27 protein-coding genes are annotated in these 26,946 nt (G+C 52.8%); 16 read left to right on the top strand and 11 right to left on the bottom strand.

Annotated features, from left to right (window positions below):
• The first annotated feature begins 7 nt into the window (after positions 1–7).
• Positions 8–1,969 carry a U32 family peptidase gene (locus ABLU78_RS02275; protein WP_348820039.1) on the top strand — a complete coding sequence of 654 codons (1,962 nt, stop codon included), beginning with the start codon at positions 8–10 and terminating at the stop codon, positions 1,967–1,969.
• 9 nt (positions 1,970–1,978) lie between these two features.
• On the opposite strand, the gene ABLU78_RS02270 is transcribed toward ABLU78_RS02275, so the two are convergent.
• The 4 genes from ABLU78_RS02270 to ABLU78_RS02255 all read right to left on the bottom strand — a co-directional run bounded on the left by ABLU78_RS02270 (position 1,979) and on the right by ABLU78_RS02255 (position 4,906).
• Complete coding sequence (locus ABLU78_RS02270) at positions 1,979–2,215, bottom strand: DUF2554 family protein (RefSeq protein ID WP_032705830.1); 237 nt, start codon at positions 2,213–2,215, stop codon at positions 1,979–1,981.
• A 158-nt stretch (positions 2,216–2,373) separates the two neighbouring features.
• Entirely contained in the window at positions 2,374–2,499 is a 126-nt protein-coding gene (locus ABLU78_RS02265) for a DUF2474 domain-containing protein (protein WP_015705564.1), read from the bottom strand.
• Positions 2,499–3,509: a cytochrome d ubiquinol oxidase subunit II gene (cydB, locus tag ABLU78_RS02260; protein ID WP_015705563.1), complete on the bottom strand. Its 1,011-nt coding sequence runs from the start codon at positions 3,507–3,509 to the stop codon at positions 2,499–2,501. Before cydB ends, ABLU78_RS02265 begins: the two co-directional genes overlap by 1 nt.
• Positions 3,509–4,906 (bottom strand): cytochrome ubiquinol oxidase subunit I, encoded by a 1,398-nt coding sequence (locus tag ABLU78_RS02255; protein ID WP_015705562.1) that lies wholly within the window; start codon positions 4,904–4,906, stop codon positions 3,509–3,511. The genes cydB and ABLU78_RS02255 overlap by 1 nt, the downstream gene beginning before the upstream one ends.
• A gap of 969 nt (positions 4,907–5,875) precedes the next feature.
• Between ABLU78_RS02255 and ABLU78_RS02250 the strand changes: the two genes are divergently transcribed.
• The 6 genes from ABLU78_RS02250 (at position 5,876) to patD (ending at position 12,957) form a co-directional block, all read left to right on the top strand.
• Entirely contained in the window at positions 5,876–7,288 is a 1,413-nt protein-coding gene (locus tag ABLU78_RS02250) for a PLP-dependent aminotransferase family protein (RefSeq protein ID WP_015705561.1), read from the top strand.
• Positions 7,289–7,607: 319 nt separating this feature from the next.
• Positions 7,608–8,753, top strand: coding sequence for a putative ABC transporter substrate-binding protein YdcS (gene ydcS, locus ABLU78_RS02245; RefSeq protein WP_015366405.1), 1,146 nt, complete (start codon positions 7,608–7,610; stop codon positions 8,751–8,753).
• 17 nt (positions 8,754–8,770) lie between these two features.
• The gene (locus ABLU78_RS02240) at positions 8,771–9,784 is read left to right on the top strand and encodes an ABC transporter ATP-binding protein (RefSeq protein ID WP_045361030.1); all 1,014 of its coding nucleotides are present in this window, start codon (positions 8,771–8,773) and stop codon (positions 9,782–9,784) included.
• 1 nt (position 9,785) lies between these two features.
• Positions 9,786–10,715, top strand: a complete 930-nt coding sequence (locus ABLU78_RS02235) for an ABC transporter permease (RefSeq protein ID WP_015366407.1) — start codon at positions 9,786–9,788, stop codon at positions 10,713–10,715.
• Entirely contained in the window at positions 10,705–11,511 is an 807-nt protein-coding gene (locus tag ABLU78_RS02230; protein WP_032714601.1) for an ABC transporter permease, read from the top strand. The genes ABLU78_RS02235 and ABLU78_RS02230 overlap by 11 nt, the downstream gene beginning before the upstream one ends.
• A 21-nt stretch (positions 11,512–11,532) precedes the next feature.
• Positions 11,533–12,957 (top strand): aminobutyraldehyde dehydrogenase, encoded by a 1,425-nt coding sequence (gene patD, locus ABLU78_RS02225; RefSeq protein WP_042897263.1) that lies wholly within the window; start codon positions 11,533–11,535, stop codon positions 12,955–12,957.
• A gap of 240 nt (positions 12,958–13,197) precedes the next feature.
• Here the strand turns inward: patD and ABLU78_RS02220 are convergent, their stop codons facing one another.
• Both ABLU78_RS02220 and yncL read right to left on the bottom strand, forming a co-directional pair.
• A complete protein-coding gene (locus tag ABLU78_RS02220) occupies positions 13,198–13,320 on the bottom strand; it encodes a small membrane protein (RefSeq protein ID WP_074167285.1) in 123 nt (40 codons plus the stop codon).
• Between the two features lie 787 nt (positions 13,321–14,107).
• Positions 14,108–14,200, bottom strand: a complete 93-nt coding sequence (gene yncL / locus ABLU78_RS02215; protein WP_015705556.1) for a stress response membrane protein YncL — start codon at positions 14,198–14,200, stop codon at positions 14,108–14,110.
• Positions 14,201–14,390: 190 nt separating this feature from the next.
• Here yncL and ABLU78_RS02210 point away from each other — a divergent pair, with 190 nt between their 5' ends.
• The gene (locus tag ABLU78_RS02210) at positions 14,391–14,564 is read left to right on the top strand and encodes a GhoT/OrtT family toxin (RefSeq protein WP_015366412.1); all 174 of its coding nucleotides are present in this window, start codon (positions 14,391–14,393) and stop codon (positions 14,562–14,564) included.
• A 75-nt stretch (positions 14,565–14,639) separates the two neighbouring features.
• Positions 14,640–15,389 carry an alpha/beta hydrolase gene (locus ABLU78_RS02205; protein WP_048228793.1) on the top strand — a complete coding sequence of 250 codons (750 nt, stop codon included), beginning with the start codon at positions 14,640–14,642 and terminating at the stop codon, positions 15,387–15,389.
• Between the two features lie 15 nt (positions 15,390–15,404).
• Here ABLU78_RS02205 and ABLU78_RS02200 read toward each other — a convergent pair whose 3' ends face one another.
• Both ABLU78_RS02200 and ABLU78_RS02195 read right to left on the bottom strand, forming a co-directional pair.
• Positions 15,405–16,838 (bottom strand): aldehyde dehydrogenase, encoded by a 1,434-nt coding sequence (locus ABLU78_RS02200; protein ID WP_048228792.1) that lies wholly within the window; start codon positions 16,836–16,838, stop codon positions 15,405–15,407.
• Positions 16,839–17,026: 188 nt separating this feature from the next.
• On the bottom strand, positions 17,027–17,695 hold the full coding sequence (locus ABLU78_RS02195) for a hypothetical protein (RefSeq protein ID WP_020078678.1): 669 nt from the start codon (positions 17,693–17,695) through the stop codon (positions 17,027–17,029).
• Between the two features lie 233 nt (positions 17,696–17,928).
• Between ABLU78_RS02195 and ABLU78_RS02190 the strand changes: the two genes are divergently transcribed.
• A complete protein-coding gene (locus ABLU78_RS02190; protein WP_032711727.1) occupies positions 17,929–19,527 on the top strand; it encodes an ABC transporter substrate-binding protein in 1,599 nt (532 codons plus the stop codon).
• A 17-nt stretch (positions 19,528–19,544) separates the two neighbouring features.
• On the top strand, positions 19,545–19,778 hold the full coding sequence (locus ABLU78_RS02185) for a YdcY family protein (RefSeq protein WP_045366186.1): 234 nt from the start codon (positions 19,545–19,547) through the stop codon (positions 19,776–19,778).
• An 8-nt stretch (positions 19,779–19,786) separates the two neighbouring features.
• On the opposite strand, the gene ABLU78_RS02180 is transcribed toward ABLU78_RS02185, so the two are convergent.
• Together ABLU78_RS02180 and ABLU78_RS02175 are read right to left on the bottom strand one after the other, a co-directional pair.
• A complete protein-coding gene (locus ABLU78_RS02180; RefSeq protein ID WP_032708166.1) occupies positions 19,787–20,236 on the bottom strand; it encodes a DMT family transporter in 450 nt (149 codons plus the stop codon).
• Entirely contained in the window at positions 20,233–20,751 is a 519-nt protein-coding gene (locus tag ABLU78_RS02175) for a GNAT family N-acetyltransferase (RefSeq protein WP_045361017.1), read from the bottom strand. The genes ABLU78_RS02180 and ABLU78_RS02175 overlap by 4 nt, the downstream gene beginning before the upstream one ends.
• Before the next feature lie 160 nt (positions 20,752–20,911).
• Here ABLU78_RS02175 and ABLU78_RS02170 point away from each other — a divergent pair, with 160 nt between their 5' ends.
• From ABLU78_RS02170 to ABLU78_RS02160, 3 genes are all read left to right on the top strand, one after another.
• Entirely contained in the window at positions 20,912–21,487 is a 576-nt protein-coding gene (locus ABLU78_RS02170; RefSeq protein WP_048228791.1) for an XRE family transcriptional regulator, read from the top strand.
• Positions 21,488–21,552: 65 nt separating this feature from the next.
• Positions 21,553–22,590, top strand: a complete 1,038-nt coding sequence (locus ABLU78_RS02165) for an NADP-dependent oxidoreductase (RefSeq protein WP_015705549.1) — start codon at positions 21,553–21,555, stop codon at positions 22,588–22,590.
• A gap of 150 nt (positions 22,591–22,740) precedes the next feature.
• Positions 22,741–23,034, top strand: a complete 294-nt coding sequence (locus ABLU78_RS02160) for a DUF406 domain-containing protein (RefSeq protein WP_015705548.1) — start codon at positions 22,741–22,743, stop codon at positions 23,032–23,034.
• 72 nt (positions 23,035–23,106) lie between these two features.
• Here ABLU78_RS02160 and pqqU read toward each other — a convergent pair whose 3' ends face one another.
• On the bottom strand, positions 23,107–25,218 hold the full coding sequence (gene pqqU / locus ABLU78_RS02155) for a TonB-dependent receptor PqqU (protein ID WP_048228790.1): 2,112 nt from the start codon (positions 25,216–25,218) through the stop codon (positions 23,107–23,109).
• A gap of 264 nt (positions 25,219–25,482) precedes the next feature.
• On the opposite strand from pqqU, the gene ABLU78_RS02150 reads away from it, so the two are divergent.
• Both ABLU78_RS02150 and ABLU78_RS02145 read left to right on the top strand, forming a co-directional pair.
• Positions 25,483–26,544, top strand: coding sequence for a YncE family protein (locus ABLU78_RS02150; RefSeq protein WP_032714590.1), 1,062 nt, complete (start codon positions 25,483–25,485; stop codon positions 26,542–26,544).
• Positions 26,545–26,684: 140 nt separating this feature from the next.
• Complete coding sequence (locus ABLU78_RS02145; RefSeq protein ID WP_015366425.1) at positions 26,685–26,906, top strand: YgdI/YgdR family lipoprotein; 222 nt, start codon at positions 26,685–26,687, stop codon at positions 26,904–26,906.
• Positions 26,907–26,946: the final 40 nt, after the last annotated feature.

Below are 26,946 nucleotides of genomic sequence, written 5' to 3'. Positions count from 1 at the left end.
CGAGCGTATGCGCCTGCAAAACCATCATCTTGAGCTTCTTAGTCCTGCCCGCGATGCCGGGATCGCCCGTGAAGCGATTTTACACGGCGCCGACGCGGTCTATATCGGCGGGCCGGGCTTCGGCGCGCGCCATAATGCCAGCAATAGCCTGAGCGATATCGCCAACCTGGTGCCGTTTGCGCATCGCTTTGGCGCGAAGGTGTTTGTGACGCTGAATACCATTCTTCATGATGATGAACTGGAACCGGCGCAACGTCTGATTACCGATCTGTACGAGACCGGCGTTGATGCATTGATTGTGCAGGATATGGGGATAATGGAGCTGGATCTGCCGCCAATTGAGCTGCATGCGAGCACCCAGTGCGATATCCGCAGCGTTGAGAAAGCGAAGTTTCTCTCTGATGCGGGTTTCAGCCAGATTGTTCTGGCCCGCGAACTCAACCTCGATCAAATTAAAGCGATCTACGATAATACCGACGCGACTATCGAGTTCTTTATTCACGGCGCCTTATGCGTAGCCTATTCCGGTCAGTGCTATATTTCTCACGCGCAAACCGGACGTAGCGCCAACCGCGGCGACTGCTCTCAGGCTTGCCGCCTGCCTTACACCCTGAAAGACGATCAGGGGCGCGTTGTGGCCTATGAAAAACATCTGTTGTCGATGAAAGATAACGATCAGACCGCCAACCTGGCGGCATTGATCGACGCCGGCGTGCGCTCCTTTAAAATTGAAGGGCGCTATAAAGATATGAGTTATGTGAAAAATATCACCGCTCACTATCGTCAGATGCTGGATCGTATTATTGAAGACCGCGGCGATCTCGCGCGTTCTTCCGCCGGGCGCACAGAACACTTCTTCGTGCCGTCGACCGATAAAACGTTCCATCGCGGCAGCACCGACTATTTTGTTAACGCGCGTAAGGGCGATATCGGCGCGTTTGATTCGCCGAAATTTATCGGCCTGCCGGTAGGCGAAGTATTAAAAGTCGGAAAAGATTATCTCGATGTTGAAGTGACTGACGCATTGACGAATGGTGACGGCCTCAATGTGATGATAAAACGTGAAGTTGTCGGCTTCCGCGCCAATACGGTGGAAAAAACGGGGGAGAATCGTTATCGCGTCTGGCCAAACGAAATGCCGGCAGACCTGCATAAAGTGCGTCCGCACGAGGCGCTTAATCGTAACCTCGACCATAACTGGCAGCAGGCGCTACTGAAAACTTCCAGCGAGCGCCGCATTGCGGTTGATATCGCGCTGAGCGGCTGGCAGGAACAGCTGGTGCTGACCATGACCTGCGAAGACGGCGTCAGCGTCACGCATACACTGGATGGCGAATTCGCCGAAGCGACCCAGGCGGAAAAAGCGCTGGCCAATTTACGTGATGGCGTGGCGAAGCTCGGCCAGACCATTTATTACCCGCGTGATGTGCAGATTAATCTGCCGGCGCTGTTTGTGCCGAACAGTATGCTTAACCAACTGCGCCGTGAAACCGCAGAGATGCTCGATCAGGCGCGCCTCGATGCCTGGCAGCGCGGAACGCGTAAACCGGTCTCCGTACCACCGCCGGTGTATCCGGAAACGCATCTGTCGTTCCTGGCGAACGTTTATAACCACAAAGCGCGCGCTTTCTACCAGCGCTATGGCGTTCAGCTGATCGATGCGGCGTATGAAGCTCATGAAGAGAAAGGCGACGTGCCGGTGATGATCACCAAGCATTGCCTGCGATTCGCCTTCAACCTGTGTCCGAAGCAGGCCAAAGGTTCGATAAAGAGCTGGAAGGCGACGCCGATGCAGCTGATTCACGGTGACGAAGTGTTAACCCTGAAATTTGATTGCCGTCCATGCGAAATGCACGTAGTGGGTAAAATCAAAAATCATATTCTCAAAATGCCCCATCCGGGCTGCATCGTCGCCTCCGTCAGTCCTGACGAACTGATGAAAACGCTGCCCAAGCGTAAGGGCGCGTAAGAACCATTCTCACGGCGGGCAGTTATGCGCCTTTGCTTTGCGCGCGTACTGCCGGTGATAATGTTCGCGCAGCGAGCTGGCGGTGTCCTCAGCCCGGCTGCGTAGTTCATCGCAATCAGCCTCGTGCAGTAATCGCTGTTCGAGGCTTTGCACCGGGAAATAATCATGCCCCTGATGCTGGGCGAGCAGATGCCCGGAAAATAACCCACATATCAATACCACTGCCGCTATTCCTCTCCGCCACATATCATTTTCCATATCAATAGATAACGCGTGATCAATATGATTGATTTAATATTAGTTTTTTTATGGCGTTATCAAAGAAGCGCAAGGCTTTGTCAGGCGTGGCTGAAGAGGATGAAAAAAGCCTGACGCGATGAGCGCCAGGCTGGAGATGTGTTATATCAGGCACGAAGCCCGGCGGCGTTCATCAGCAGGCGGAAAATCATACTGACGGCGCCCAGTGCCAGCACGCTAGCGCCCCATATGGCTGCCAGCCATAGCAGACGTTTTATCCATGAATGCTCCATCAGTGATATCCCTCGCCAGTTTGAACTTTGCCGCGGAAAACGTAGTAGCTCCAGAAGGTATACCCAAGAATGACGGGAATAATCAGTAACGCGCCAACCAGCATAAAGCCCTGACTTTGCGGCGGCGCCGCGGCCTGCCATAACGAAATCCCTGGCGGAATAATATTCGGCCAAATGCTGATCCCAAGTCCGCTAAACCCAAGGAAGACGAGCCCCAGCGTCAACACGAACGGCAGGGTGTGAGCATCTCGTTGCCCAAGCGTGCGCCATAACCAGACGCTGATGGCGATAACCAATAGCGGCACCGGCAGCAGGTAAAACAGATTCGGCAGACTAAACCAGCGCTCGGCGATCGCCGGCTGGGAGAGCGGCGTCCATAGGCTAATCACGGCTATTATCATCAGTAAGGCCAGCAGCAGAAGGCGTGAAATTCTGCGCATGATATTCTGCAGCGGATTCTCGCTCTTCATTACCAGCCAACTAGCGCCCAGTAACGCGTATGCAACGGTGAGGCCGAAACCGCAGAATAGGGTAAATGGCGTCAGCCAATCCCACATTCCACCGCTAAAGCTGCGACCGCTGACCGGAAAACCATGAATGACCGCGCCGACGACCATGCCCTGGGTGAATGTCGCCAGTAGCGATCCGCCCAGAAAAGCTTTATCCCAGAAAGGACGGTGCGAAGGGGTCGCTTTGAAGCGAAACTCGAAGGCCACACCGCGAAAAATTAGGCCAATCAGCATCAGGGTTAAGGGTACCGACAGCGCGTCGATAATCACCGCATAGGCCAGCGGAAAGGCGCCGAAGAGACCAGCGCCGCCAAGCACCAGCCAGGTTTCATTGCCATCCCATACCGGGGCGACGCTGTTGACCATCACGTCGCGCTCATCGCCGCCGCGTACGGCGGCAAACAGAATGCCGATCCCTAAGTCGAAACCGTCCATGACGATATACATCAGGGTGGCAAACACGATGATAACAAACCAAATAACCGATAAATCAATACCCATTAGCGGGACTCCTTGTGCTGAAAACCATCCGTCGCGGCAGAAAGCGGACGCGCCGGCGTACCTGATGGCACAGGCGTCTGCTCTTGCGGACCTTTGCGGATCAGGCGCAGCATATAGCTATAGCCAACGCCGAATACCGAGCTGTAGACGGCAATAAATGCCAGCAGGCTAATGGTCATATGCAGATCACCGTGAGCTGATACGGCCTCGGAGGTGCGCTGTATACCGTAAACGACCCATGGCTGGCGTCCGACTTCGGTGGTCACCCATCCAGCAAGAATCGCAATCAGGCCAGAAGGTCCCATCCATAACGCGAAGCGCAGGAAAGGTTTTGAGGTATACAGACGCTGCCGATAGCGCAGCCATAGGGCAATGACGCCGAGCAGAATCATTAACATTCCCAGACCGGCCATCAGACGAAATGACCAGAACACAACGGTTGAGTTGGGGCGATCTTCTGGAGCGAACTCCTTCAGCGCCGGTACCTGTTTATCGAGGCTGTGAGTCAGGATCAGGCTGCCGAGGGCAGGGATCTCCAGCCCATAGCGGGTACGTTCTTGTTGCATGTCCGGCCAGCCGAACAGCAGCAGTGGCGTCGGTTCGCCCGGCGGATTTTCCCAGTGGCCTTCGATGGCAGCAATTTTCGCCGGTTGATGTTTCAGGGTGTTTAGCCCATGCATATCGCCGATCATTGCCTGAATGGGGGCGACAAGCAGCGTCATCCATAGCGCCATAGAGAACATGGCGCGGATGGCTGGGGTTTGATTGCCACGAAGCAAATGCCATGCGGCTGATGCGCCTACGAACAATGCGCTGCTAAGAAACGCCGCGACGGACATATGGAATAAGCGGTAAGGGAAAGAGGGGTTAAAGATAACGGCGAACCAGTCAACGGGTACGACCTGACCATTAACGATTTCGAACCCTTGTGGCGTTTGCATCCAGCTGTTTGAGGCAAGGATCCAGAACGTAGAGATGATGGTGCCCAGCGCTACCATACAGGTGGCGAAAAAATGCAGGCCGGGGCCGACACGGTTCCAGCCGAATAACATCACGCCAAGGAAACCGGCCTCCAGGAAGAAGGCGGTGAGGACTTCATAGGTCAGTAGCGGGCCGGTAATACTGCCGGCGAATTGTGAGAAACCGCTCCAGTTGGTGCCGAACTGGTAGGCCATCACCAGTCCGGAGACGACACCCATACCAAAGTTGACGGCAAAGATTTTCGACCAGAAATGATATAGCGAGCGCCAGACTGGATTTTTTGTTTTTAACCATAATCCCTCAAGCACCGCCAGGTAGCTGGCAAGACCGATGGTGATCGCGGGAAAGATGATATGAAATGAGACGGTAAAGGCGAATTGGATCCGCGCCAGATGAAATGCATCAAGACCGAACATGCTGGACTCCACAACAAAATTGATTCAACGCAATTTTAGGGGGAGGGGGATGGTGAAAGCAGAGGCAGAAATGATGTTTTTTATGATAACAGTTACTCACTGTTATTCTTTTTATACATATTTCATATTTATGAAATTAGTATTTATGTCATCATGAATAATGAATTGCTGGTTGTGATCTTTTTTTAATGCTACTTCACATGTTTTTTTACGATTTTCCTTAGTGCTTCTCCTGCTTTCTATTAATTACTCTGGTAGATTGGAAATGTTTGGTGTTTAATGCAAACGCGAGGTTCAAGTATTTACATTTTATATGTGAATTCTTTATTTATTGTTTTTTGATATATTTAGTGAGTGGAGATAAGGGAGGCGACTTGTCACAGAACGGACTGCGAAGTTTGTGTATCACATTGGCGCTAATGAGTATCTTTTGGCTGGTTGTGTTTGGCGGACTCTATCTTGTTTTTTGAATTCAACGGTTACATCCAGAAGAGATTGAATTCCCCAGCGTGTGATTAATTTGTTTGATATCAGTTCCTTGCTGTTTTTTATGCCGGGTGCATTGTTCAATGAACAATGGTTTAGGTGCGTTAAATTATGTCAAAAAGACTGGCGAGGAATGAATTTATCTTATTGTGAATTTTCCTTAGTGGAGGAGTTGTTGATTCATAATTAAATATCAAGGCGTGTTTACGTTGGCGCCAGTTGGGATCTCAACGATAGACCATGACGTATGGTTCATAAATCAAATGAATATTGGTGATTATGAAGCGTTTATCAATGTAACCTAAATGCGAACATTATATTAACCCTAGTAGGGTTTGATGGTATTTCAGTAGTAAGCTTAACGCGCGAATATTATTCCTGCACTGGTTCAAGAAGCACATTGTTGTATATCAGTTATTAGAACCTGCCATTTTTAGTCAACTGTTATAAGATATGAGTCTCGATTGTTAAATGGATGCGGTAATGAAAAAGTATCAGCAGCTTGCGCAACAATTAACCGACCAGATCGCCCTCGGCGTTTGGCAACCCGGCGATCGGTTGCCCTCCTTACGCGAACAGGTTGTCAGCAGCGGAATGAGTTTTATGACCGTCAGCCATGCCTACCAGTTACTGGAAAGCCAGGGACGAATTATCGCTCGTCCGCAATCGGGTTATTACGTTGCGCCGCAGCCGGTGAAGCAGCGTCAACCTGATCCCCCGGCGCAGGTGACGCGTAATGAATCCGTTGATATCAACACCTATATTTTCGACGTCCTGCAGGCCAGCCGTCAGGCGTCGATGCTGCCTTTTGCCTCCGCCTTTCCCGACCCGCGGCTGTTTCCTCTACAGCAGCTAAACCGTTCTCTGGCGCAGGTGAGTAAAACCGCCACCGCCATGAGCGTGATCGAGAACCTGCCGCCGGGTAACGATGAGCTTCGTCATGCTATTGCCCGGCGTTATGCGTTGCAGGGAATGAACGTATCGCCGGATGAGATCGTCATTACCGCCGGTGCGCTGGAGGCGTTGAACCTCAGCCTGCAGGCGGTGACTGAGCCCGGCGACTGGGTAGTCGTAGAAAATCCGTGCTTTTACGGCGCACTACAGGCACTCGAACGATTGCGGCTTAAGGCGCTATCGGTGGCCAGCGATGTGAAAGAGGGGATCGATCTGGCCGCGTTGGAACAGGCATTACAAAATTATCCGGTTAAAGCCTGTTGGCTGATGACCAATAGCCAGAACCCGCTCGGATTTACGCTGACGGCAGAAAAAAAAGCGCAACTGGTGGCGCTATTGACGCACTATAACGTGATGCTGATTGAAGATGACGTTTACAGTGAGTTGTACTTTGGACGGGAAAAACCGCTACCCGCAAAGTACTGGGATCGTGATGAGATGACGCTGCACTGCAGCTCATTTTCCAAATGCCTGGTTCCAGGTTTTCGTATCGGCTGGGTCGCCGCTGGCCGACATGCCCGCCGTATTCAGCAACTGCAGCTGATGAGTACGCTATCGACCAGTTCGCCGATGCAACTGGCGCTGGTGGATTATCTGTCTACCAAACGCTACGACGCACATTTACGCCGGTTGCGGCGTCAGCTTGCCGAGCGAAAACAGCTGGCCTGGCAAGCGCTACTGCGTTTTTTACCCGCCGAGGTCAAAATTCACCATAGCGACAGCGGTTATTTCCTGTGGCTTGAGTTGCCCGCCGGCGTCGATGCTGGCGAACTCAGTGCTCTGGCGTTACGGGATAACATCAGTATTGCGCCGGGTAAAATGTTTTCTACCACCGCTAACTGGACCTCATTCTTCCGTTTTAATACCGCATGGGGCTGGGGAGAAAAAGAGGAGCAGGGAGTCAAACGGCTCGGCGAACTTATACGTCAACTTTTGCCTTAGTTTATTCATCGCTGTTTTTTTAATTGCCGGTTTATTTTTCCCGGCAATTAATTTCCGGCATTCTCGTATACATTAATCAGGGTTAAATACCCGTTAACGCCGGGCTGTCATAGGGAATATGCATACTCAACCCTTTGCCATAACTCCTTGTCTATAATCCATATTATCGAATCGTGGCGGCGATTTTTGCGGAATGCGCCCCGGGTCACAACCTGAGTAAATTTCCCCAGAGCCCCGCAGGCCGCCGTCTACCCTTATTAAGGGAGATATTTTTACGGCACGGCTGCCGCTACCTTTATTCTGACAGGAGTAAGTTCAAATGAGCAAAAAATTTGCCCGTGGCAGCCTGTGCGTGCTGAGTATGGTTTTTGTTACTGCGCAAGCCGCAGAACCGCCGACATCGCTGGATAAAGGTGAAGGTCGGCTCGATATTATTGCCTGGCCGGGTTATATCGAACGCGGCCAGACGGATAAGAATTATGACTGGGTAAGTCAATTCGAAAAAGAGAGTGGCTGCCAGGTTAATGTGAAAACTGCCGCCACCTCCGATGAAATGGTCAGTTTGATGGCGAAGGGCGGCTACGATCTGGTCACCGCATCCGGCGACGCCTCGTTGCGCCTGATTATGGGCAAGCGTGTACAGGCGATTAATACCGCGCTGATCCCCAACTGGAAAACGCTTGACCCGCGAGTTGCTAAAGGCGCGTGGTTTAACGTCGGCGATAAAGTGTACGGCACGCCCTATCAGTGGGGGCCGAACCTGCTGATGTACAACACCAAAACCTTCCCGACGCCGCCGGATAGCTGGAAAGTGGTTTTCGTCAAACAGGATTTACCGGACGGAAAAAGTAACCAGGGGCGCGTTCAGGCCTATGATGGACCGATTTATATCGCCGACGCGGCGCTCTTTGTCAAAGCAACGCAGCCGCAGTTAGGAATTAACGATCCCTATGAACTCACTGAAACACAGTATCAGGCGGTGTTAAAGGTTCTGCAGGATCAGCATCCGCTGGTTCACCGCTACTGGCACGATGCGACCGTTCAGATGAGCGACTTCAAAAACGAAGGGGTGGTTGCTTCCGGCTCCTGGCCATATCAGGCCAATGGCCTTAAAGGTGAAGGGCAGCCCGTTGCTACCGTCTTCCCGAAAGAAGGCGTGACCGGCTGGTCTGATACCACGATGTTACATAGTGAGGCGAAGCATCCGGTATGCGCTTATAAGTGGATGAACTGGTCGCTGACGCCGAAAGTACAGGGCGATGTCGCCGCCTGGTTTGGATCGCTGCCAGTCGTGCCGCAGGGCTGTAAGGCGAGCACGCTACTGGGAGACAAAGGCTGCGAAACTAACGGCTACAACCAATTCGACAAGATTGCGTTCTGGAAAACGCCAATTGCCCAAGGTGGCAAATATGTCCCTTATAGCCGTTGGACTCAGGACTATATCGCGATTATGGGTGGCCGCTAAGCGCCTGGAGACTGAACATGACGTACGCGGTAGAGTTTAATGACGTTTCGCGTCTGTACGGTGACGTGCGCGCGGTGGATGGCGTGAGCATCGCCATTCGCGATGGTGAATTTTTCTCTATGCTGGGGCCGTCCGGCTCCGGCAAAACTACCTGCCTGCGCTTAATCGCAGGCTTCGAACAGCTATCCGGCGGTTCGATTCGTATTTTTGGCCAGCCTGCCAGCGAATTACCGCCATGGCAGCGCGACGTGAACACGGTTTTTCAGGATTACGCGCTATTCCCTCATATGTCGATTATCGACAACGTCGCCTACGGGCTGATGGTGAAAGGGGTGGGCAAAAAAGAACGCCATCTTCGCGCCCAGCAAGCATTAGAGAAAGTAGCGCTTGGCTTTGTTCACGCGCGTAAACCTTCACAGCTTTCCGGCGGCCAGCGGCAGCGGGTCGCCATTGCCCGCGCGTTGGTTAATCAACCGCGGGTGCTGCTCTTAGATGAACCGTTGGGAGCGTTGGATTTAAAACTACGTGAACAGATGCAGGTGGAGTTAAAAAAACTTCAGCAATCGCTGGGTATCACTTTCATTTTTGTTACCCACGATCAGGGTGAAGCGCTATCGATGTCCGATCGCGTGGCGGTGTTTAATAATGGTCGCATTGAACAGGTCGACTCGCCGCACGATCTCTATTTACGTCCTAAAACCGCCTTTGTCGCCGGATTCGTCGGCACCGCGAACGTTTTTACCTCTGAAATTTCTCAGAGGCTATGTGGCTTGTCCGGCGCCTGGTCGTTGCGCCCGGAACATATCCGCCTGAATAGCGGCGGTGATATCCAGGTACAGGGGACCGTCCAGGCGGTACAGTTTCAGGGCGCGTCTACGCGTATTGAACTGAAACTCGCTGCGGGCGATAAGTTGTTAGTCAGCCAGACCAACGTCGATGGCGGGGCGGCGGTTGGCACACCGCAGTTGGGGCAGCAGGTATCAGCCGGCTGGTCGCGTTCGGCGATGGTTTCCCTGGAAAACGGAGGCTGAGATGACGATGGCGCTTGTGCAACCGACGACCGGGCGAGTGTCAGGACTGTTCTGGCGAAAACCCTCATTGGGCCTGTTTTTACTGCTGCTGGGGCCGTTGATGTGGTTTGGCATCGTCTATCTGGGATCGCTCCTGACGCTGTTATGGCAAAGCTTCTATACCTTTGATGACTTTACGATGTCGGTCACCACGGATTTGACGCTCGCTAACCTGAAGGCGCTGTTCAATCCCGCCAACTACGACATCATTATCCGTACCCTGGTGATGGCCATCTGCGTGACTATGGCCAGTGCAATCCTGGCATTGCCGATGGCCTGGTATATGGCGCGTTATACCCGCGGCAAGATGAAAGCTTTCTTTTATATCGCGGTAATGTTGCCGATGTGGGCAAGTTATATCGTCAAGGCTTACGCCTGGACGCTATTGCTGGCGAAAGATGGCGTGGCGCAATGGTTCCTCGGCCACCTTGGTCTGGAGAGCGTGTTAAATATGGTATTGACCATCCCGGCGGTCGGCGGCAATACCTTGTCGACCTCCGGGCTTGGGCGATTCATGGTATTTGTCTATATCTGGCTGCCGTTCATGATCCTGCCGGTGCAGGCGGCGCTGGAACGTCTGCCGCCATCGCTGTTGCAGGCCTCAGCCGATTTAGGCGCCCGCCCGCAACAAACCTTCCGCTACGTGGTATTGCCTTTAGCCATACCGGGCATCGCGGCGGGGTCTATTTTTACCTTTTCCCTCACCCTTGGCGATTTTATTGTCCCGCAACTAGTGGGACCGCCCGGTTTCTTTATCGGCAACATGGTCTATTCGCAGCAGGGTGCGATTGGCAATATGCCGATGGCAGCGGCGTTCACGTTGGTGCCGATTGTTCTGATTGCACTCTATCTGGCGTTTGTGAAGCGCCTGGGAGCGTTTGATGCACTCTGAACGCGCGCCGTTGATTCTTAAAATCGCCACCTGGGGGGGAGTGATATTTCTCCATTTTCCACTGCTGATTATCGCCCTGTATGCCTTTAACACAGAGGATGCCGCTTTTAGCTTCCCGCCGAAGGGGCTGACTTTACGCTGGTTCAGCGAGGCGGCAGCTCGTGCCGATATCATTGAATCGGTGACGTTGTCACTTAAAGTCGCCGCCTTATCCACGGCAATTGCGCTGGTGTTAGGTACGCTCGCCGCCGGGGCGCTGTGGCGGAGCACGTTTTTTGGTAAGAATGCCGTGTCGCTGCTGTTGCTGTTGCCGATTGCGCTTCCCGGCATTATTACCGGTCTGGCGCTATTGACGGCATTCAAAGCCGTCAATCTTGAGCCAGGGTTGCTCACTATCGTAGTGGGTCATGCGACCTTCTGCGTGGTGGTGGTGTTTAACAACGTCATTGCCCGATTTCGCCGGACATCATGGAGTCTGGTGGAAGCATCAATGGATCTTGGCGCAACAGGCTGGCAAACCTTCCGTTACGTGGTGCTGCCCAATCTGGGTTCGGCGCTGCTGGCGGGCGGCATGCTGGCCTTCGCTCTTTCCTTTGATGAAATTATCGTCACTACCTTTACTGCCGGACACGAACGGACGCTCCCGCTGTGGTTGTTAAATCAGCTGGGGCGTCCGCGCGATGTGCCGGTCACCAACGTGGTCGCGCTGTTGGTGATGTTAGTGACGACTGTACCCATCCTGGGGGCCTGGTGGCTAACCCGTGACGGCGAGAATAACGCCGAAAACGGAAAATAATACACTTTACAGGATCATGCTATGCAACATAACCTTTTGATAAACGGTAAATTAGTGGCGGGTGAGGGCGAAGTGCTGCCGGTATTCAATCCCGCCAACGGTGAAGCGATTATTGAGATTGCGGAGGCGACCGAGGCGCAGGTTGATGCCGCCGTCAATGCTGCAGATCGTGCGTTTGTCAGCTGGAGCCAGACAACGCCGAAAACTCGCGCCGAATGTTTACTGAAAATGGCTGACGTTATTACCGAACATGCGGAAACGCTGGCGAAACTGGAGTCTTTAAACTGCGGTAAACCGCTGCATTGTGTTATCAATGACGAAATGCCGGCGATTGCCGATGTGTTTCGCTTCTTCGCCGGCGCCGCGCGTTGTATGCCGGGAATGGCGGCAGGAGAGTATCTGGAGGGGCATACTTCGATGATCCGCCGCGATCCAGTCGGCGTAGTGGCCTCGATTGCACCGTGGAACTATCCGTTGATGATGGCGGCCTGGAAGCTGGCGCCCGCGCTGGCGGCTGGTAACTGCGTGGTCATTAAACCTTCGGAAATCACTCCGCTTACGGCATTAAAGCTGGCAGAGCTTGCAAAAGATATTTTCCCGGCCGGGGTCATTAACGTGCTTTTTGGCCGTGGTCCAACCGTTGGCGATCCGCTCACCGGCCACAGTAAAGTACGCATGGTTTCCCTGACCGGCTCGATCGCCACCGGCGCCCATATCATTGGTCATACGGCTTCTTCGATTAAACGTACCCATATGGAGCTGGGTGGTAAAGCGCCGGTTATCGTTTTTGATGATGCTGATATTGATGCCGTCGTTGAAGGCATTCGCACCTTCGGTTTTTATAACGCCGGCCAGGACTGTACTGCCGCCTGTCGTATCTATGCGCAGCAAGGCGTCTACGATCGGCTGGTTGAAAAATTAGGCGCTGCCGTGGCCAGCCTGAAAATGGGGCAACCGGACGATCCGTCTACGGAGCTGGGGCCGGTGAGTTCTCTTGCGCATCTGGAGCGGGTGACAGCAGCGGTCAACGCCGCACGCGCTTTACCGCATATTAAAGTGGTCACCGGCGGCAGTCGCGCTGCAGGGAATGGTTACTATTTCCAGCCCACGCTGTTGGCTGGCGCCCGGCAGCAGGATGCTATCGTACAACGTGAAGTGTTTGGCCCGGTAGTCAGCGTGACGTCGTTTAGCGATGAGGAACAAGTGTTAACCTGGGCTAATGATTCGCAGTATGGTCTGGCCTCCTCGGTATGGACGCAGGATGTGGGTCGCGCTCATCGTCTGAGCGCGCGCTTACAGTACGGTTGCACCTGGGTAAACACCCATTTCATGCTGGTTAGCGAAATGCCGCACGGTGGGCAGAAGTTGTCTGGATACGGCAAAGATATGTCGATGTACGGCCTGGAGGATTACACGGTGGTTAGGCATGTGATGGTGAAACATTAAACATTAACGTACCGGCAGAATTATCAGGCTAATAGTTGCAATAGCAACAAATGTTAAAACAGATAAGGGGTAATATGAGAGTATTCTTATACCCCTTCAAGAGCTAAGCCATTGTGAGTGCCGGAGATAAGCGCCGGATGGGGTGTAAACCATTAAGAGTCTGTTCTTAATCATTATGAGATCCCTGCAGATTAATGCGGGGATTTTTTTTGCGAATCGCCTTTTATATCGATGCTACAATTAACGTTTGTCTTTTTTAGAAGGCAAACCCGAATGGCGGCGCTCACGAATATAAGAGAGAAGGCTGTAGATGGCTACCACCAATAAAATTAATGCTATTAATAGCGCTGCTATTCCTGACATAAGCAACCTCAAAATAAGTAAGAGAAAAAGCAAATACGTTATAACGAATAGTCATGAACCTATGCGGAAAACCGTGAATTTGCAAATAATAATTTCTATCACTTAATCGAATAAATAGCACAAATTAACAAATGAAAATGTCGAATCCGCATTACCTATATGGTTGGGGAAGTTGTTTGTTGATTATCTGCACAAGCCAATTTAAGAAAATTCTCACCCCTTAAGTCCATTGTAGCCAATTATCTATAACACCGTACGAGGAGTGTCAGATCATTTTGTTATTGCCAATAATATAAATATCCTTCCGCTGGCAAGAGGTCATAGGGCGGATAGCACTCGATGCTTTCTATACCGGAAGACAATAATTGTAGCGATAATGTTAAATTCACGGCATGGATCGTAGCAGTAGCGGTGACGGGTGTGTATGTGATTTGACTTTGTTGGGGCGCTCATGAGAAAATTTTACATAATTTGTTATTCTGAAGTTGAATTGGTTTGAAAAAGCTAGCATATCTCTTGTTACTCATCGGCGTAAGCGCAATGCTTTACGGTAATCTCCCTGCCCAGCGTATTAGTCGCTGTGAAAGCCAGGGGGCAACTGTGGGCGTTTGCGCAATGGTTGAATGGGATAGCGAAAAGCTAAATTTCTTACCGCAATATAACCCTGAAAATCATGAGATTATCGCGGTGCTTCAGCAACAAGATGCTGGGGAACGCGCGACAATAAAATCATAAAAAAAAGCAGCCATTGAAGCTGCTTTTTTAGGTTTAGTTGCTGAAAAAATTACTAAAGCCAACCAAAACGAACGGATAACAGGCTAATAAGCGCAAGCGCTGCGCCGACATTAATCAGAATTACGGTTTTGCTGGAAACATCCATAACGCCACCTTTATGAGTAAGCCCCTACATTTATAGTCGGTCGCATAGAGTTGCGCTATCGGACAACACTGAATCGATCGTTATTCCATGGTCTTTGCAGCGGTTTGTTTTGTGAGGTATTGATCTCTGACGTCCTAAGTGGTGCGGGAGATGGCGCGCATTGCGCGGCGTCTGACAGGGAAGGAAAAAAATGACTTTATACCAGAAAATGCTGGTTTTTTATGCCGTAATGGGCTGTATCTGCGCGTTGATAAGCTGGTTTTTAACTAAGGAAAGCCGTTGTATTCGCCTGCTGGCTGCGTTGCTGATTGGTGCCACCTGGCCATTCAGCTTCCCTATGGCGCTGCTGGTTTCTCTATTCTGAACAACAGAAATGGCTGGCCTAATTGTCTTGATAGCTGTATATAAATACAGTTAAAAATAATAAGGATGCCATCTGATGAACAGCTTCTATTCGCATTTAGCCGGTGCAACGGTCCGTTGGTTTGATTTCCAAGGCCAGGGGGACCCTATTGTGTTCATTCATGGGTTAGGTTGCGCCTCTTCATACGATTACCCGCCAGTGGTTTCTAACCCTATATTGAGTGGGCGCCGGGCCTTACTAATTGATCTTCCAGGCTATGGTTACAGCGATAAACCGCTTCAGTTTGGCTACCGAATTGCTGACCAGGCTGCGGTCGTTGTGGAGTTGCTGAACAAATTGCAGGTCAACCGCTGCATTCTCTTCGGCCATAGTATGGGGGGCAGTGTGGCTATTGAGGCAGCGCAGCGGCTGGGCAAACGCGTTGAGGCCTTAATTGTCGCCGAGCCCAATCTCTATGCCGGTGGGGGATTCTATAGCTGTAAAATCGCCGGGCAGACGGAAGATGATTTTATCGCCAACGGCTATCAGTCGATGCTGGCGGAAGAAACGTCCCCATGGAAAGGTTGCCTACAAAATAGCGCACCGTGGGCGTTATGGCGGGGAGCTACCAGCCTGGTAGTAGGCGCTTCTCCCTCGTGGTTTGAGCGTTTTATTCACCTGCAATGCCGCAAGACGCTTATCTACGGTAGTTTATCGCTACCCTCACAGGAAGCGGAAGACGTCGAAACTGCGGGTATCGCATTGGCTGTCATACCACAGGCGGGGCATTCGATGGCATGGGAAAACCCGGCCGCGCTGGCGCGCGTGATTGCCGGGTTGCTCTGAATGCATCGCGGTAAATCAGAACGGTAATTCGCGCGGGCGAGTTTGCATAGTTATCCAGCGAAGTTCGGTGAATTCAGCGATCCCGGCGCGTCCGCCGAAGCGGCCATAGCCGGACGATTTACAGCCGCCGAAAGGCATCTGTGCTTCATCATGTACGGTAGGGCCGTTAATATGGCAAATACCGGTTTGCAGGTTCTGCGCCACATTCCAGGCGCGAGCGGTATCGCGACTATAAACCGCTGCCGCCAGGCCGTATTCGCTCTCGTTAGCGACGGCCAGAGCCTCTTCCTCGCCGTTGACCCTAATCACCGATTTGACCGGGCCAAAAGATTCTTCGTGCCATATTCGCATCTCACGCGTCACGCCATCCAGCAGGGGGGCGCGCATTTGCGTCGACTCCGCCTTTCCACCGCAGAGCAAACGCGCGCCCTTGCTCAGAGCATCATCAATCAACGCGTTGCAGCGTTGTACCGTTTTCGAATCGACCACCGGGCCGAGAAGCGTAGAAGGCAGCGCGGCGGCGCGTTGGCTGATTAATGCGACGAACTCATCCGCGATGCTCTCATCGACAATAATGCGTTCGGTGGACATACAAATCTGTCCGGCGTTAGCGAAAGCGCCAAAAATCGCGCCCGCCGCTGCCTGCTGAAGATCGGCATCATTCAGTACCAGTAGAGGCGCTTTGCCACCCAGCTCAAGTATCGCCGGTTTAAGGTATTCTCCACAGGTGCGGGCAATAATGCGCCCAACGGGGGTTGATCCGGTAAAATTCACGCGTCGTACGGCGGGGTGAGCAATCAGCGTTTCCACTAGCGCAGGCGCGTCGGCTGGCGAGCAGGTGAGATAATTCACCACGCCGTCGGGAAAGCCCGCCGCGGTGAGGGCATCGATGATTAAGCTATGCGTCGCGGGCGAGAGTTCCGAGCCCTTGAGAATCACCGTATTGCCGCACGCAAGCGGCGTGGCGATGGCTCTGGTGGCCAGAATCAGCGGTGCGTTCCACGGCGCCATCGCCAATACGATGCCTGCGCCCTGACGCAAGCCCATTGCTAGATTACCCGGCACATCGGAGGGAATCACTTGTCCTTCTACTTGGGTGGTTAGCGCTGCAGCTTCGCGTAAGATATCTGCCGCCAGATGCACGTTAAATCCGGCCCAGTGCGCCGTCGCGCCGGTCTCCGCCGCCATGGTAGCAATAAATTTCGCCTCTCTAAGCTGCATTTGCGCGGCGGCTTCCAGCAACAGCCGGCGACGCTCGGATGGGGTGCTGTCCCGCCATGAAGGGAATGCGGCGGCGGCCCTATCTGCACAGCGACGGGCGTCATTGAGGCTTGCCGCTGCGGCGATAGAGGCTGTCTCGTTATTTTGCGGATGGCGACGGATAAAAGTGGCGCGGCCTTCGGCATCGTGCCAGCGGCCGCCGCTATATAAGCTGCAGGTTATAGTCATTAGCGTAACCTCATTGGTCTGCGGAGTGTCGAGTCTACCGCCATACCTCATTGCGCAGCGGCGAAAGGGCGGTTATCGCACAACTTTTTTGCAGATTTCTCAGCGGGTCACAACTTAGTACAATAATGAGAACGGCGAACATGGGCCGCAGCAGACACAATCCATTCGCCACGGCCCAAAGAGGAAAGTTAATGTAATGGTTGTACCTGTAGTGCGTCAGAATATTGTTTTAGCTTTTTAATTTTATCTTTTAATATCCAGCTTAACTCAGAAATATTCATTTTTATTTCGTCAATATCGACCGAACTGCCTTCCACGAAGGCAGGCGTTGTGCCGACGATGCCGCTCGCCAACGCTTTATTTGTTTCACAGCGATAGCCGATCTCATAAAGCTTATCGCTTAGCTTTTTCTCGAAAGCGTTGAGATTGTCATAGGCCCTGAGATAGTCCGTAATTTGGGCGGCGGAATGTAATATATAAAATCGTGATTTCACGGCCGGCGTTTTATCGAGGTCAATAGCAATTGAGTCGTCGGGAATAAACAGATTAACGGTAGGCACCGCCGCGGCTTGCGAACGTTGAGTCACATCATAGACACCACCATCGTCGGCCTGTAAGGCGGCATGATGTGTTGCGACCAGAAAACAGCCAGGCCAGTAGTTTATTTCCCAGCCCAGCAGCATTTTTCCACCGACCTGTTCAATCGCCGCGCTGACGTTCCAGTAGGCGTTTCCCTCGGGCCCCGGTTTATCAATGACCGGGAGATAGATCGGACTGGCGCCAGGATTCAACTGTTCGGCAAATTGCAACAACCGCGGATCGTTGAGGGTGATAGGCTGATAAATCGAATTCGTCATGTAACGCTCCTTTGACTGAAAAGGGACAATGCGGCACGCGAATGGATTTTAGTCGGAAAAAGGCATTTTGTCGTACCGGTGCGCGAGTCACTGGCTTTCGTTATGAGAAGAGCCGCAAATAGCGCTAACCTTATGAGTTAAAGTGTGAATCTAATAGCGATTCATTATTTGCTGGTTGTATTCCGCTGTGCTGTTATTAGTGGGCATATAACAAATTTATAAGGTTTATAACCATGTCTACAGGGAAATCACTACTTGCACTGGCACTAAGCGCACTGCTGCCAGCTGGCGCCGCGTTGGCTGCGGCCAACGACACGCTGGTCTACTGTTCGGAAGCCTCGCCGGAATCCTTTAACCCGCAAATCGCCAGCTCTGGTCCTTCATTCGTTGCCAGCTCACAGGTGCTCTATAACCGCCTGATAACCTTTGATCCGCTTAAAAACACACCGATTCCGTCGCTGGCGACCGAATGGAAAGTGTCCCCGGATGGTAAAACCTGGACCTTTACGCTGCGTAAGGGCGTGCAGTTCAACAGCAATAAATACTTTAAGCCGACCCGCGATTTCAATGCGGATGATGTGCTGTTCTCGGTGCTGCGCCAGCAGGATCCGCAGCATCCTTATCACAATGTGTCGCAGGGCAATTATGAATATTTCCACGACGTTGGCCTTGATAAGCTGATTAAAGAAGTGAAGAAGATCGATGATTACCACGTTCAGTTTGTGCTGAGCGAGCCCAATGCGGCGTTTCTCGCCGATTGGGGGATGGACTTCGCTTCGATTCTTTCTGCTGAATATGCCGATGCAATGTTGAAAAAAGGGACGCCGGAATACGTTGACAGCTGGCCTATTGGTACCGGCCCCTATGCGCTGCAGCAGTACAAAGTGGATTCACAAATCCGCTATATCGCCAATCCGCATTATTGGGAAGGTGAGGTGCCGACTAAACATCTGATCTTCTCCATCACGCCGAACGTTGAGACTCGTCTGGCTAAGCTGCAGACCAACGAATGCCAGATCATTCCCGCGCCATCGCCGGTACAGTTCCCGGTGATTAAAGGGAATAAAGATCTGGCGTTACACGCGGTGGAGGCGTTGAACGTGGGGTATCTGGCGTTTAATACGCAAAAGAAACCGTTTGATAACGTGCTGGTACGTCAGGCGCTGAACTACGCCACCGACAAGCAGGCGATTGTGAAAGCGGTCTTCCTGGATTCCGGCAACGTGGCGAAATCGCCGATCCCGGCCAATATGCTCGGTTACAAGAAGGATTTGCCGGATTACGACTACAATCCGCAGAAAGCGAAAGCGTTACTTAAGCAGGCCGGGTTGGAGCAGGGCGCAGAAGTGACCCTGTGGTCGATGCCGGTACAGCGCCCGTATAACCCGAACTCGAAGCGCGTCGCTGAAATGATTCAGAACGACTGGAGCAAAGTCGGCATTAAAGCGAAAATCGTCAGCTATGAGTGGGGCGAATACCTTTCCGGTATGCGCAAGGGCGAGCATGATAGCGCGCTGTTTGGCTGGATGTCCGATAACGGCGATCCGGACAACTTCGCTGGTACGCTGCTCAGCTGTGATAATATCAAAACCGGCTCCAACGTAGCGCGCTGGTGCGATAAGTCCTATGACGCGCTGGTGAAAAAAGCGCTTCTGGTGAGCGATCCGCAGGCCCGCGACAAACTCTACCAACAGGCTCAGGAAATTTTCTATCAGCAGGCGCCGTGGATCACGCTGGCGACGGGTAAAACTTTCTACGCCACCCGCAGTAACGTCAGCGGCTATAGCGTGAGTCTGATGGGAAGCGATTTTTCCAAAGCTAAGCTGAATTGATCGAAAAGGAGAACAGGATGGCACATCTGGACGATGTCATTGCCAGGGTCGATGACACCATTGCCGGGGGCGTGATTGCCTCTATGAACGAGCTATTGATCGCGTTAAGCGATGATGCTGAGCTGGGCCGTGAAGAGCGTTATACCCAGCAGCAGCGCCTGCGGACAGCGATAGCCCATCACGGGCGGCAACATCATGAAGATCAGGAAGCACGCCGCGAGCAGTTAACCAAAGGCGGCGAGATCCTTTAAGGATGACGTCAGAACTGGCGCCTTGCCACCAGCCAGGCGCCCACCACCAACATCACCGCCCCGCATACTGGCCCGATTAACGCCCGAATTGGTACGCCGTGGGCGCGAATCAAATCAATAACCAATCCGCCAACCAGCTGACTGGCCACCAGTACCGCAATGGTTGTCGCCGCGCCCACGTTTTGATAACCGCTAATGCTGGCGAAGACGAAAAAGGAACCCAGCAGGCCGGGAATGAGGGTCCACCACTTGATGTTCAGCGCCAGTTCCTGAAAGCCTGCCGCGCCGTGGCGCAATAGTAAAATGGTGACAAAAATAACAATTCCCACCAGCGAATTGAGCAACATGGCGATAAGAATCGTCGAGGCGGATTGGGTAATGCGGACCATCAGGGTGTTTTGCAATACCAGACCGACGCCCGCCGCTATCAGGCAGGCAAGGGTGAGCGACTGATTCATGCCTCGCCGTCCGGATCCTGGCGATCGTCGAGCTGTAGCTGCATAAAGGTCAGATCCAGCCAGCGGCCGAATTTGGTTCCCACCTGCGGCATCTGCCCAGTGGTGATAAAACCCAGGGTTTCATGCAGATGTAACGAAGCATGGTTGCGGGATTCAATTCCGGCCACCATCACATGTTTGCGCAGACGCCGCGCCTCAGCGATAAGCGCGACTAACAACTTACGGCCAATCCCCTTGCCCTGATGGTCGGGATGGACATACACCGAATGTTCAACGGTATGGCGGAAGCCATCAAAAGCGCGCCAGTCGCCGAACGAGGAGTACCCGGTAATGATGCCGTTTTCTTCACTCACCAGCACTGGATAGCCGGCAATCTGCCGGGCTTCAAACCAGGCAATACGGTTATCGATATCGACGGTTTTGTCATTCCAGATGGCAGCGGTATGCAGTACGGCGTGATTATAGATTTCGGCGATCGCCGCGCAATCGTCTTTACTGGCATGGCGGATGGACATAGCAAGCCTCAAAGTCTGTACACTATAGTAGTACGGTATTATTACAATAATGAACGGCAGGCTGTCATCTGTTTTAGCGATAAATTTTACACGGAACGGCCTGATATCGGGGATGGCGGGTGGTTGTGTAATACGGTAGTGCGCACTATATTGTTACGCTATGAATACTATAGAAGACAACCTCAACCAGCGCATTAGCGCACGCATTCGTATCGAGCGCGAGTCCCGCGGCTGGTCGTTAAGCGATCTGGCTGAACGCGCAGGGGCCTCGCGGGCAATGGTGCATAAAATAGAACGTGGCGAAAGTAGCCCCACCGCGGCGATGCTGGGACGTCTCTCCGGCGCGTTTGGCATCAGTATGTCGACGTTAATTGCGCGTGCAGAGATGCAGGAGGGCAAGCTTTTGCGCTTTGCCAACCAGCCGGTGTGGCGCGATCCACAAAGCCACTATTTGCGCCGTCACGTCTCGCCGCGTAGCGATCTGCCGATCGATCTGGTGCAAATAGAGCTGCCGGCCGGCAGCGATGTACCGATGCCTGCTTCTTCGTATGCGCTGGCGCGACAGCTCATCTGGCTACAGCAGGGTGAGTTAGTTTTTGTTGAAGGGAACACTCGCCATCAGATGCAGGCGGGGGATTGTCTGGAGCTGGGGCCGCCCAACGATTGCCGGTTTATTAATGAGACCCGCGAGACTTGCGTCTATCTGGTGGTGCGCCTGAATCAATCCGGCTCATAATGTTAAAGCGCGTTAAGCATAAAACGGCTAGCCTCAGTACAGGCCGTTAACAAGAGGAGTTTGCTATGACCGCTAATCCACAACGCCATCACCGCTGGGTATTGGCTTCACGCCCGCACGGTGAACCTACCGCCGAAAATTTCAGACTGGAAGAGGGGGACCTCCCGACGCCAGGGGCGAATCAGATCCTGTTGCGGACTATTTATTTGTCGCTCGACCCTTATATGCGCGGACGGATGAGCGATGCGCCTTCTTATTCGCCACCAGTGGACATTGGCGCGGTGATGGTCGGGGGGACGGTAAGCCGCGTGGTGAGCTCTAATCACCCTGATTTTAAACCCGGTGAGTGGGTGCTTGGCTATAGCGGCTGGCAGGATTATGCGCTTTCCGATGGTAGCGATCTGGTTAAGCTCGGCGACAATCCTGAGCACCCCTCCTGGGCGCTTGGGGTGTTAGGCATGCCGGGATTTACCGCTTATATGGGGCTGCTGGACATCGGCCAGCCGAAAGCGGGCGAAACGCTGGTGGTAGCGGCGGCAACCGGCCCGGTGGGGGCAACCGTCGGGCAGATCGGCAAACTTAAGGGCTGCCGTACCGTCGGCATTGCCGGCGGCGCCGAGAAATGTCGTTATGCGGTAGAGACTTTAGGCTTCGATGTTTGTCTTGATCACCGCGCTGCGGATTTCAGCCAACAGTTGGCGCAGGCCTGCCCACAGGGCATCGATGTTTACTATGAAAACGTTGGCGGCAAAGTCTTTGATGCGGTCCTGCCGTTGTTGAATACCGCGGCGCGGGTTCCCGTGTGTGGACTGGTTAGCGGCTACAACGCCACCGCGCTGCCGGATGGACCGGATCGGCTGCCGCTGCTGATGGCGACGATCCTTAAAAAACGTATCCGTATGCAGGGCTTTATCATCGGCCAGGATTACGGCCATCGCATTGCCGAGTTTCAGCAGCAAATGGGGCGCTGGGTACAGGAAGGTAAAATCAAATACCGTGAGCAGCAGATTGACGGCCTGGCGCAGGCGCCGCAGGCGCTGATTGGCCTGCTGAAGGGAGAAAACTTCGGCAAAGTGGTGATTAACGTCGCAGCGGAGGAGTAACGTTACCGCCTTCTCTAACGCCCCCGAAGATGCGTGCGGGGGCGGTTTCGTCGCCTCTAAGCAAAAAAATGACTAATCCATACTTTTATTAATGGTTTGCTTTTCCGTGAGCGGCTTTTTATCCTTAAGGAAACTTAAGAGGTTAATGCGATGAAAGATGTAGTTGATAAATGCAGTACCAAAGGCTGCGCCATTGATGTTGGCACCATTATTGATAACGAAGACTGCGTTTACCGGGTCGAGAAACTTTTCCCTACCCGTGAAGAAGCGGAGTCTGCGGTAGCGGCCATTCGCGAACGCGCCGTTGCCGCCGCCAGCGAAACGCCGAGCGTGGATTACACGATTGAGCCGGTGGGTAATGAGGCGAAACTGGACGCGGCGGTGAATTTCTCCTGCCAGGCGGAAAAAATTATTTTCGAATTGTCCTTAAGAAGCGCGTTCTAACAGAATGCGGCGGAATAAAAAGGGATCCCAATTGGGATCCCTTTTTTTATCATTACTCATTGGGCGGCGTCATCATTCGAAACGCCAGGCGAGATTCATACCGATGCCGAAGTTACGGCCCGGCGCCGGTTCGTAATAACGACCATTGGATTCATTGACAATCACCGAGCCAACGTAGGTGCGATCGAACAGGTTATCGACGCGGCCGAACAGATCCATATCCATTTTCCCGTAGCTCCACTTATAGCCGGTGGTCAGGCCAACCACGGTCCACGATGGCGCTTTGGCTGTGTTGGCGTCGTTGGCCATAATGTCGCCCATATAACGGATATCGCTACCCGCGTACCAGCCCTGTTCCGGTTGGTAGCCGAAAGAGGCATAGCCCATATTGCGGGCAATACCCGGAATACGATTGCCGTTGCAGTCTGAGGAGCCGCAAACGTTCGTGCGATAGGTGGCGTCGAGCCAGGTCCATGCTGCTTTTAATTTCCAGCTGTCGCCAAACTGCTGGTCGAGGCCAAGTTCCATTCCCTGACGACGGGTTTTACCGGCGTTTTTATAGCTGGTGCGGCCGCCTGCGCTATCATCAGCAACAATCTCATTATCGGTATCGGTCTGGAATAAAGCTGCGGTAAGCAGGCCATTTGCGACACGCAATTTACTACCGATCTCAACGGTGTCGTTGGTCGCTGGTTTCAACCCGAGATTGAGCCCGGCAATATTCTTTGAACGATAGGAAAGTTCAGTAATCGTTGGAGTCTCAAAACCGCGGCCAGCAGAAAGATAAACGTTCCACGCTTCAGTGACGGCATATTTCAAAGAACCCGCCGGTAACCATTTATGGTAACTGGTACTGTCACTACTGTCGGGATTATCTTCGGTAACGTAATGATCGTTGGAGTCAAACCAAACGGAGCTGTAGCGGACGCCAGCATCGAATGTGAGCTTGTCCGTTAGCTGCCACTGAGTCTGCAGGTAGGGATCCAGGTTCCACATCAGATTACGTTCATTACGGCGTAGGTTGCCCTGTTCGCCATATTGCGGCGCGCCGTTCACCAGAACGTAGTTTTCATAACCTTTACGCCGTTCGCTCATATTTTCGTAATCAAGACCGGTGGTAAAGGTCACTGGCACCAGTAATTCACCGCGGTGGGTCCAGCGGGTGTCGATCCCCTGATAATGGCGAGTTAAGTCGATGACGCCCCCGGAGTGTGAGGGCCTCAGCTGCGGCGCCATCGGGATTGACTGATACTGGGTAGTTTCGCGCTCGCCGGCATACATCATCACGCTCAGATCATCCTGCTGGCTAAGCTGGCGCTCATAGCGTAAACCGGCCTGGGTTTGTTTCACCGTTTTTCGCGTGTTGTATTGATCGCCGCGCGGCGACTGCTGAGGATTATTACGCCATTCATCATATGTCAATCCGCCCGGGTCGTTTGCTTTGATATCTACGCTATTGAACAGCAGCGTTAATTTACTGACGTCGTTTATACGCACACCTAATTTGGCGTTGGCGAGATTTTTACGCGCCCCGCTATGGTCGCGTGAACCGTGGGTAGTAAAACGGTTGGTCGACACCGTGTAATCGACATCACCTGCCTGGGTGCCGTCGCCGACGGCGCCGGTGGCCTTCAGTCCGTAATGCCAGGTGCCGAAGCTGCCGTAGTAGCTGCTGGCCTCGATGGTCGGCGGCTGGCTGCCAGTTTGGGTATTGACGTTAATGACGCCGCCGGAAGAGTTGCCATAGAGCGCGGAAAAAGGTCCGCGTAACACCTCGAGGCTATCGATACTGCCGATATCGATATTCGACGTCTGGCCCTGGCCATCGGGCATGGTGGCCGGGATACCGTCAACGTATAGCCGCAGGCCGCGGACGCCGTAGGTGGAGCGGGAACCAAAACCACGAATCGACAACTGCAAATCCTGAGCATAGTTTTGCCGGTTTTGTACCTGCAAACCGGGTACCGCGCCGAGCGATTCCGAGAGGTTAATTCGCGGGGCGGCCTGACGCATATCATCGCCGTTCACTACGCTGACGGCGGCAGGGGTATCCAGTTCGGAAATCGCGGTAGGCGTCGCCGTAACGACCATGGTTTGTTCGTCGTTCGTGCTGGCGTGCACGTTGGCGACGAGAGGGAGTAATAAAGCGGGGAGCGCGACCGTGCGCATGGCAATAATCTTCATCAAAGCGACTCGCAAAGAGAAACGTACCAAATGGAACATATGTATATATGTTACACCGTTTGTAAATTCTTTGAAAAGAATTAACTAACCGGTCGTTAAGTAATAGCAAGTGAAGGTGATTCTTTTAACCAAAAACAACAATTAACGCTCCACATTACGATAAATAATGATTACTATTCTCATTTACAAAAGGAGTGAAGTTAACCTTCACGCTGTGGAAGCCATCTCTAACCAGTAATTAATTGTTCTATAAAGGGAATCGTTATGTCATTACGTCAGTTATCCGCGCCGCGTCTGCGTCGTTCTCTGTTATTAACGTCGTTACTGTTGGCAGGCAGCTTCAGCGCCCACGCCGCCGAGGAGCTCTTGCGTAAAGCGGTCGGTAAAGGCGCGTACGAAATGGCGTATAGCCAGCAGGAAAATGCGCTGTGGGTTGCCACCTCGCAAAGCCGCTCGCTGGATAAAGGCGGTATCGTCTATCGTCTGGATCCGACTACGCTCGACATCACCCAGGTTATTCATAACGACCTGAAACCGTTCGGCGCCACCATCAATAACACCACCCAGACGTTGTGGTTTGGCAACACCGTTGATAGCAGCGTGACCGCAATAGATGCCAAAACCAGCGCGGTGAAAGGGCGACTGGTGCTCGATGACCGTAAACGTAGTGATACCGTGCGCCCGCTGCAGCCGCGTGAGCTGGTAGTGAATGAGAAAACCAATACCGTATATATCTCCGGTCTGGGTAAAGAGAGCGTCATTTGGGTGGTGGATGGCGACAAGCTGACGCTGAAAGATACCATTGCCAATACCGGCGCGATGGCCACCGGGCTGGCAATCGATGCTGACGCTAAACGTCTTTACACCACCAATGCCGATGGCGAACTACTGACTATCGATACCGATAGCAATAAGATCCTCTCGCGCAAGAAGCTGCAGGATGATGGTAAGGAGCATTTCTACCTGAACCTGAGCCTGGATACAGCCGGTCACCGTGCTTTCATTACCGACAGCAAGCAGCCGGAAGTGCTGGTGGTGGATATTCGTGATGGCAAAGTGCTGCAAAAAATCGCCGCGCCGGAATCCCTGGCGGTACTGTTTAACCCAGCACGCAACGAAGTCTACGTCACCCATCGCAAAGCGGGTGAAGTCAGCGTGATTGATGCTAAGACCTATAAGGTCGTTAAAACCTTTAAAACGCCGACTTTCCCGAATAGCCTGGCGCTGTCCGCCGATGGAAAAACGCTGTTTGTTAGCGTGAAGCAGGAGTCAACTCGTCAGAAAGAGGCCACCGCGCCGGACGACGTTATCCGCATTGCCCTGTAATCTTTCAAGGAGGGGGAGCCCCCTCCTAACTTCGGGTCTCATCCTCTGTTACAAACCGCTATTAGCCTGATTACTATAAAGGTTATACACTTACTTTTTCCCGCGCGCGGCGGGAGAGTGGTAATCATTCTGGAGAAATTATGAAAAAGCCATATATGGTGATCTGTGCGGCGGCAATGCTGGCGCTTCTGGCTGGCTGCAGCTCTAATTACGTCATGACGACAAAAAGCGGGCAAACTATCGTGACCCACGGTAAACCGCAGTTGGATAAAGAAACCGGCATGACCAGCTATATCGATGAGTCTGGCAACAAACGCGAAATCAACAGCAGCGACGTTGCTCAGCTGGTGGAAGATAATTAATTTTGCGGTGACGGTTTGCCCGCTGAGGGGCAAACCGTTA

Source organism: Klebsiella sp. JN_Kp122, assembly GCF_040062085.1.
Lineage (GTDB): Bacteria > Pseudomonadota > Gammaproteobacteria > Enterobacterales > Enterobacteriaceae > Klebsiella > Klebsiella aerogenes.
Note: the sequence above shows the minus strand (reverse complement) of the source record. Positions and strands in the feature narration are given on the sequence as shown.

Coding starts and splice junctions, on each gene's coding strand:
- ABLU78_RS02165 (WP_015705549.1), top strand. CDS start 21,553: ATGACCGCTAATCCACAACGCCATCACCGCTGGGTATTGGCTTCACGC.
- cydB (WP_015705563.1), bottom strand. CDS start 3,509: ATGGGTATTGATTTATCGGTTATTTGGTTTGTTATCATCGTGTTTGCC.
- ABLU78_RS02265 (WP_015705564.1), bottom strand. CDS start 2,499: ATGGAGCATTCATGGATAAAACGTCTGCTATGGCTGGCAGCCATATGG.
- ABLU78_RS02175 (WP_045361017.1), bottom strand. CDS start 20,751: ATGTCCATCCGCCATGCCAGTAAAGACGATTGCGCGGCGATCGCCGAA.
- ABLU78_RS02220 (WP_074167285.1), bottom strand. CDS start 13,320: ATGTCAGGAATAGCAGCGCTATTAATAGCATTAATTTTATTGGTGGTA.
- pqqU (WP_048228790.1), bottom strand. CDS start 25,218: ATGAAGATTATTGCCATGCGCACGGTCGCGCTCCCCGCTTTATTACTC.
- ABLU78_RS02180 (WP_032708166.1), bottom strand. CDS start 20,236: ATGAATCAGTCGCTCACCCTTGCCTGCCTGATAGCGGCGGGCGTCGGT.
- ABLU78_RS02230 (WP_032714601.1), top strand. CDS start 10,705: ATGCACTCTGAACGCGCGCCGTTGATTCTTAAAATCGCCACCTGGGGG.
- ydcS (WP_015366405.1), top strand. CDS start 7,608: ATGAGCAAAAAATTTGCCCGTGGCAGCCTGTGCGTGCTGAGTATGGTT.
- ABLU78_RS02210 (WP_015366412.1), top strand. CDS start 14,391: ATGACTTTATACCAGAAAATGCTGGTTTTTTATGCCGTAATGGGCTGT.
- ABLU78_RS02205 (WP_048228793.1), top strand. CDS start 14,640: ATGAACAGCTTCTATTCGCATTTAGCCGGTGCAACGGTCCGTTGGTTT.
- ABLU78_RS02255 (WP_015705562.1), bottom strand. CDS start 4,906: ATGTTCGGTCTTGATGCATTTCATCTGGCGCGGATCCAATTCGCCTTT.
- ABLU78_RS02250 (WP_015705561.1), top strand. CDS start 5,876: ATGAAAAAGTATCAGCAGCTTGCGCAACAATTAACCGACCAGATCGCC.
- ABLU78_RS02195 (WP_020078678.1), bottom strand. CDS start 17,695: ATGACGAATTCGATTTATCAGCCTATCACCCTCAACGATCCGCGGTTG.
- ABLU78_RS02235 (WP_015366407.1), top strand. CDS start 9,786: ATGACGATGGCGCTTGTGCAACCGACGACCGGGCGAGTGTCAGGACTG.
- ABLU78_RS02145 (WP_015366425.1), top strand. CDS start 26,685: ATGAAAAAGCCATATATGGTGATCTGTGCGGCGGCAATGCTGGCGCTT.
- ABLU78_RS02190 (WP_032711727.1), top strand. CDS start 17,929: ATGTCTACAGGGAAATCACTACTTGCACTGGCACTAAGCGCACTGCTG.
- ABLU78_RS02200 (WP_048228792.1), bottom strand. CDS start 16,838: ATGACTATAACCTGCAGCTTATATAGCGGCGGCCGCTGGCACGATGCC.
- ABLU78_RS02270 (WP_032705830.1), bottom strand. CDS start 2,215: ATGTGGCGGAGAGGAATAGCGGCAGTGGTATTGATATGTGGGTTATTT.
- ABLU78_RS02150 (WP_032714590.1), top strand. CDS start 25,483: ATGTCATTACGTCAGTTATCCGCGCCGCGTCTGCGTCGTTCTCTGTTA.
- patD (WP_042897263.1), top strand. CDS start 11,533: ATGCAACATAACCTTTTGATAAACGGTAAATTAGTGGCGGGTGAGGGC.
- ABLU78_RS02160 (WP_015705548.1), top strand. CDS start 22,741: ATGAAAGATGTAGTTGATAAATGCAGTACCAAAGGCTGCGCCATTGAT.
- ABLU78_RS02240 (WP_045361030.1), top strand. CDS start 8,771: ATGACGTACGCGGTAGAGTTTAATGACGTTTCGCGTCTGTACGGTGAC.
- ABLU78_RS02170 (WP_048228791.1), top strand. CDS start 20,912: ATGAATACTATAGAAGACAACCTCAACCAGCGCATTAGCGCACGCATT.
- yncL (WP_015705556.1), bottom strand. CDS start 14,200: ATGGATGTTTCCAGCAAAACCGTAATTCTGATTAATGTCGGCGCAGCG.
- ABLU78_RS02275 (WP_348820039.1), top strand. CDS start 8: ATGCGCCTGCAAAACCATCATCTTGAGCTTCTTAGTCCTGCCCGCGAT.
- ABLU78_RS02185 (WP_045366186.1), top strand. CDS start 19,545: ATGGCACATCTGGACGATGTCATTGCCAGGGTCGATGACACCATTGCC.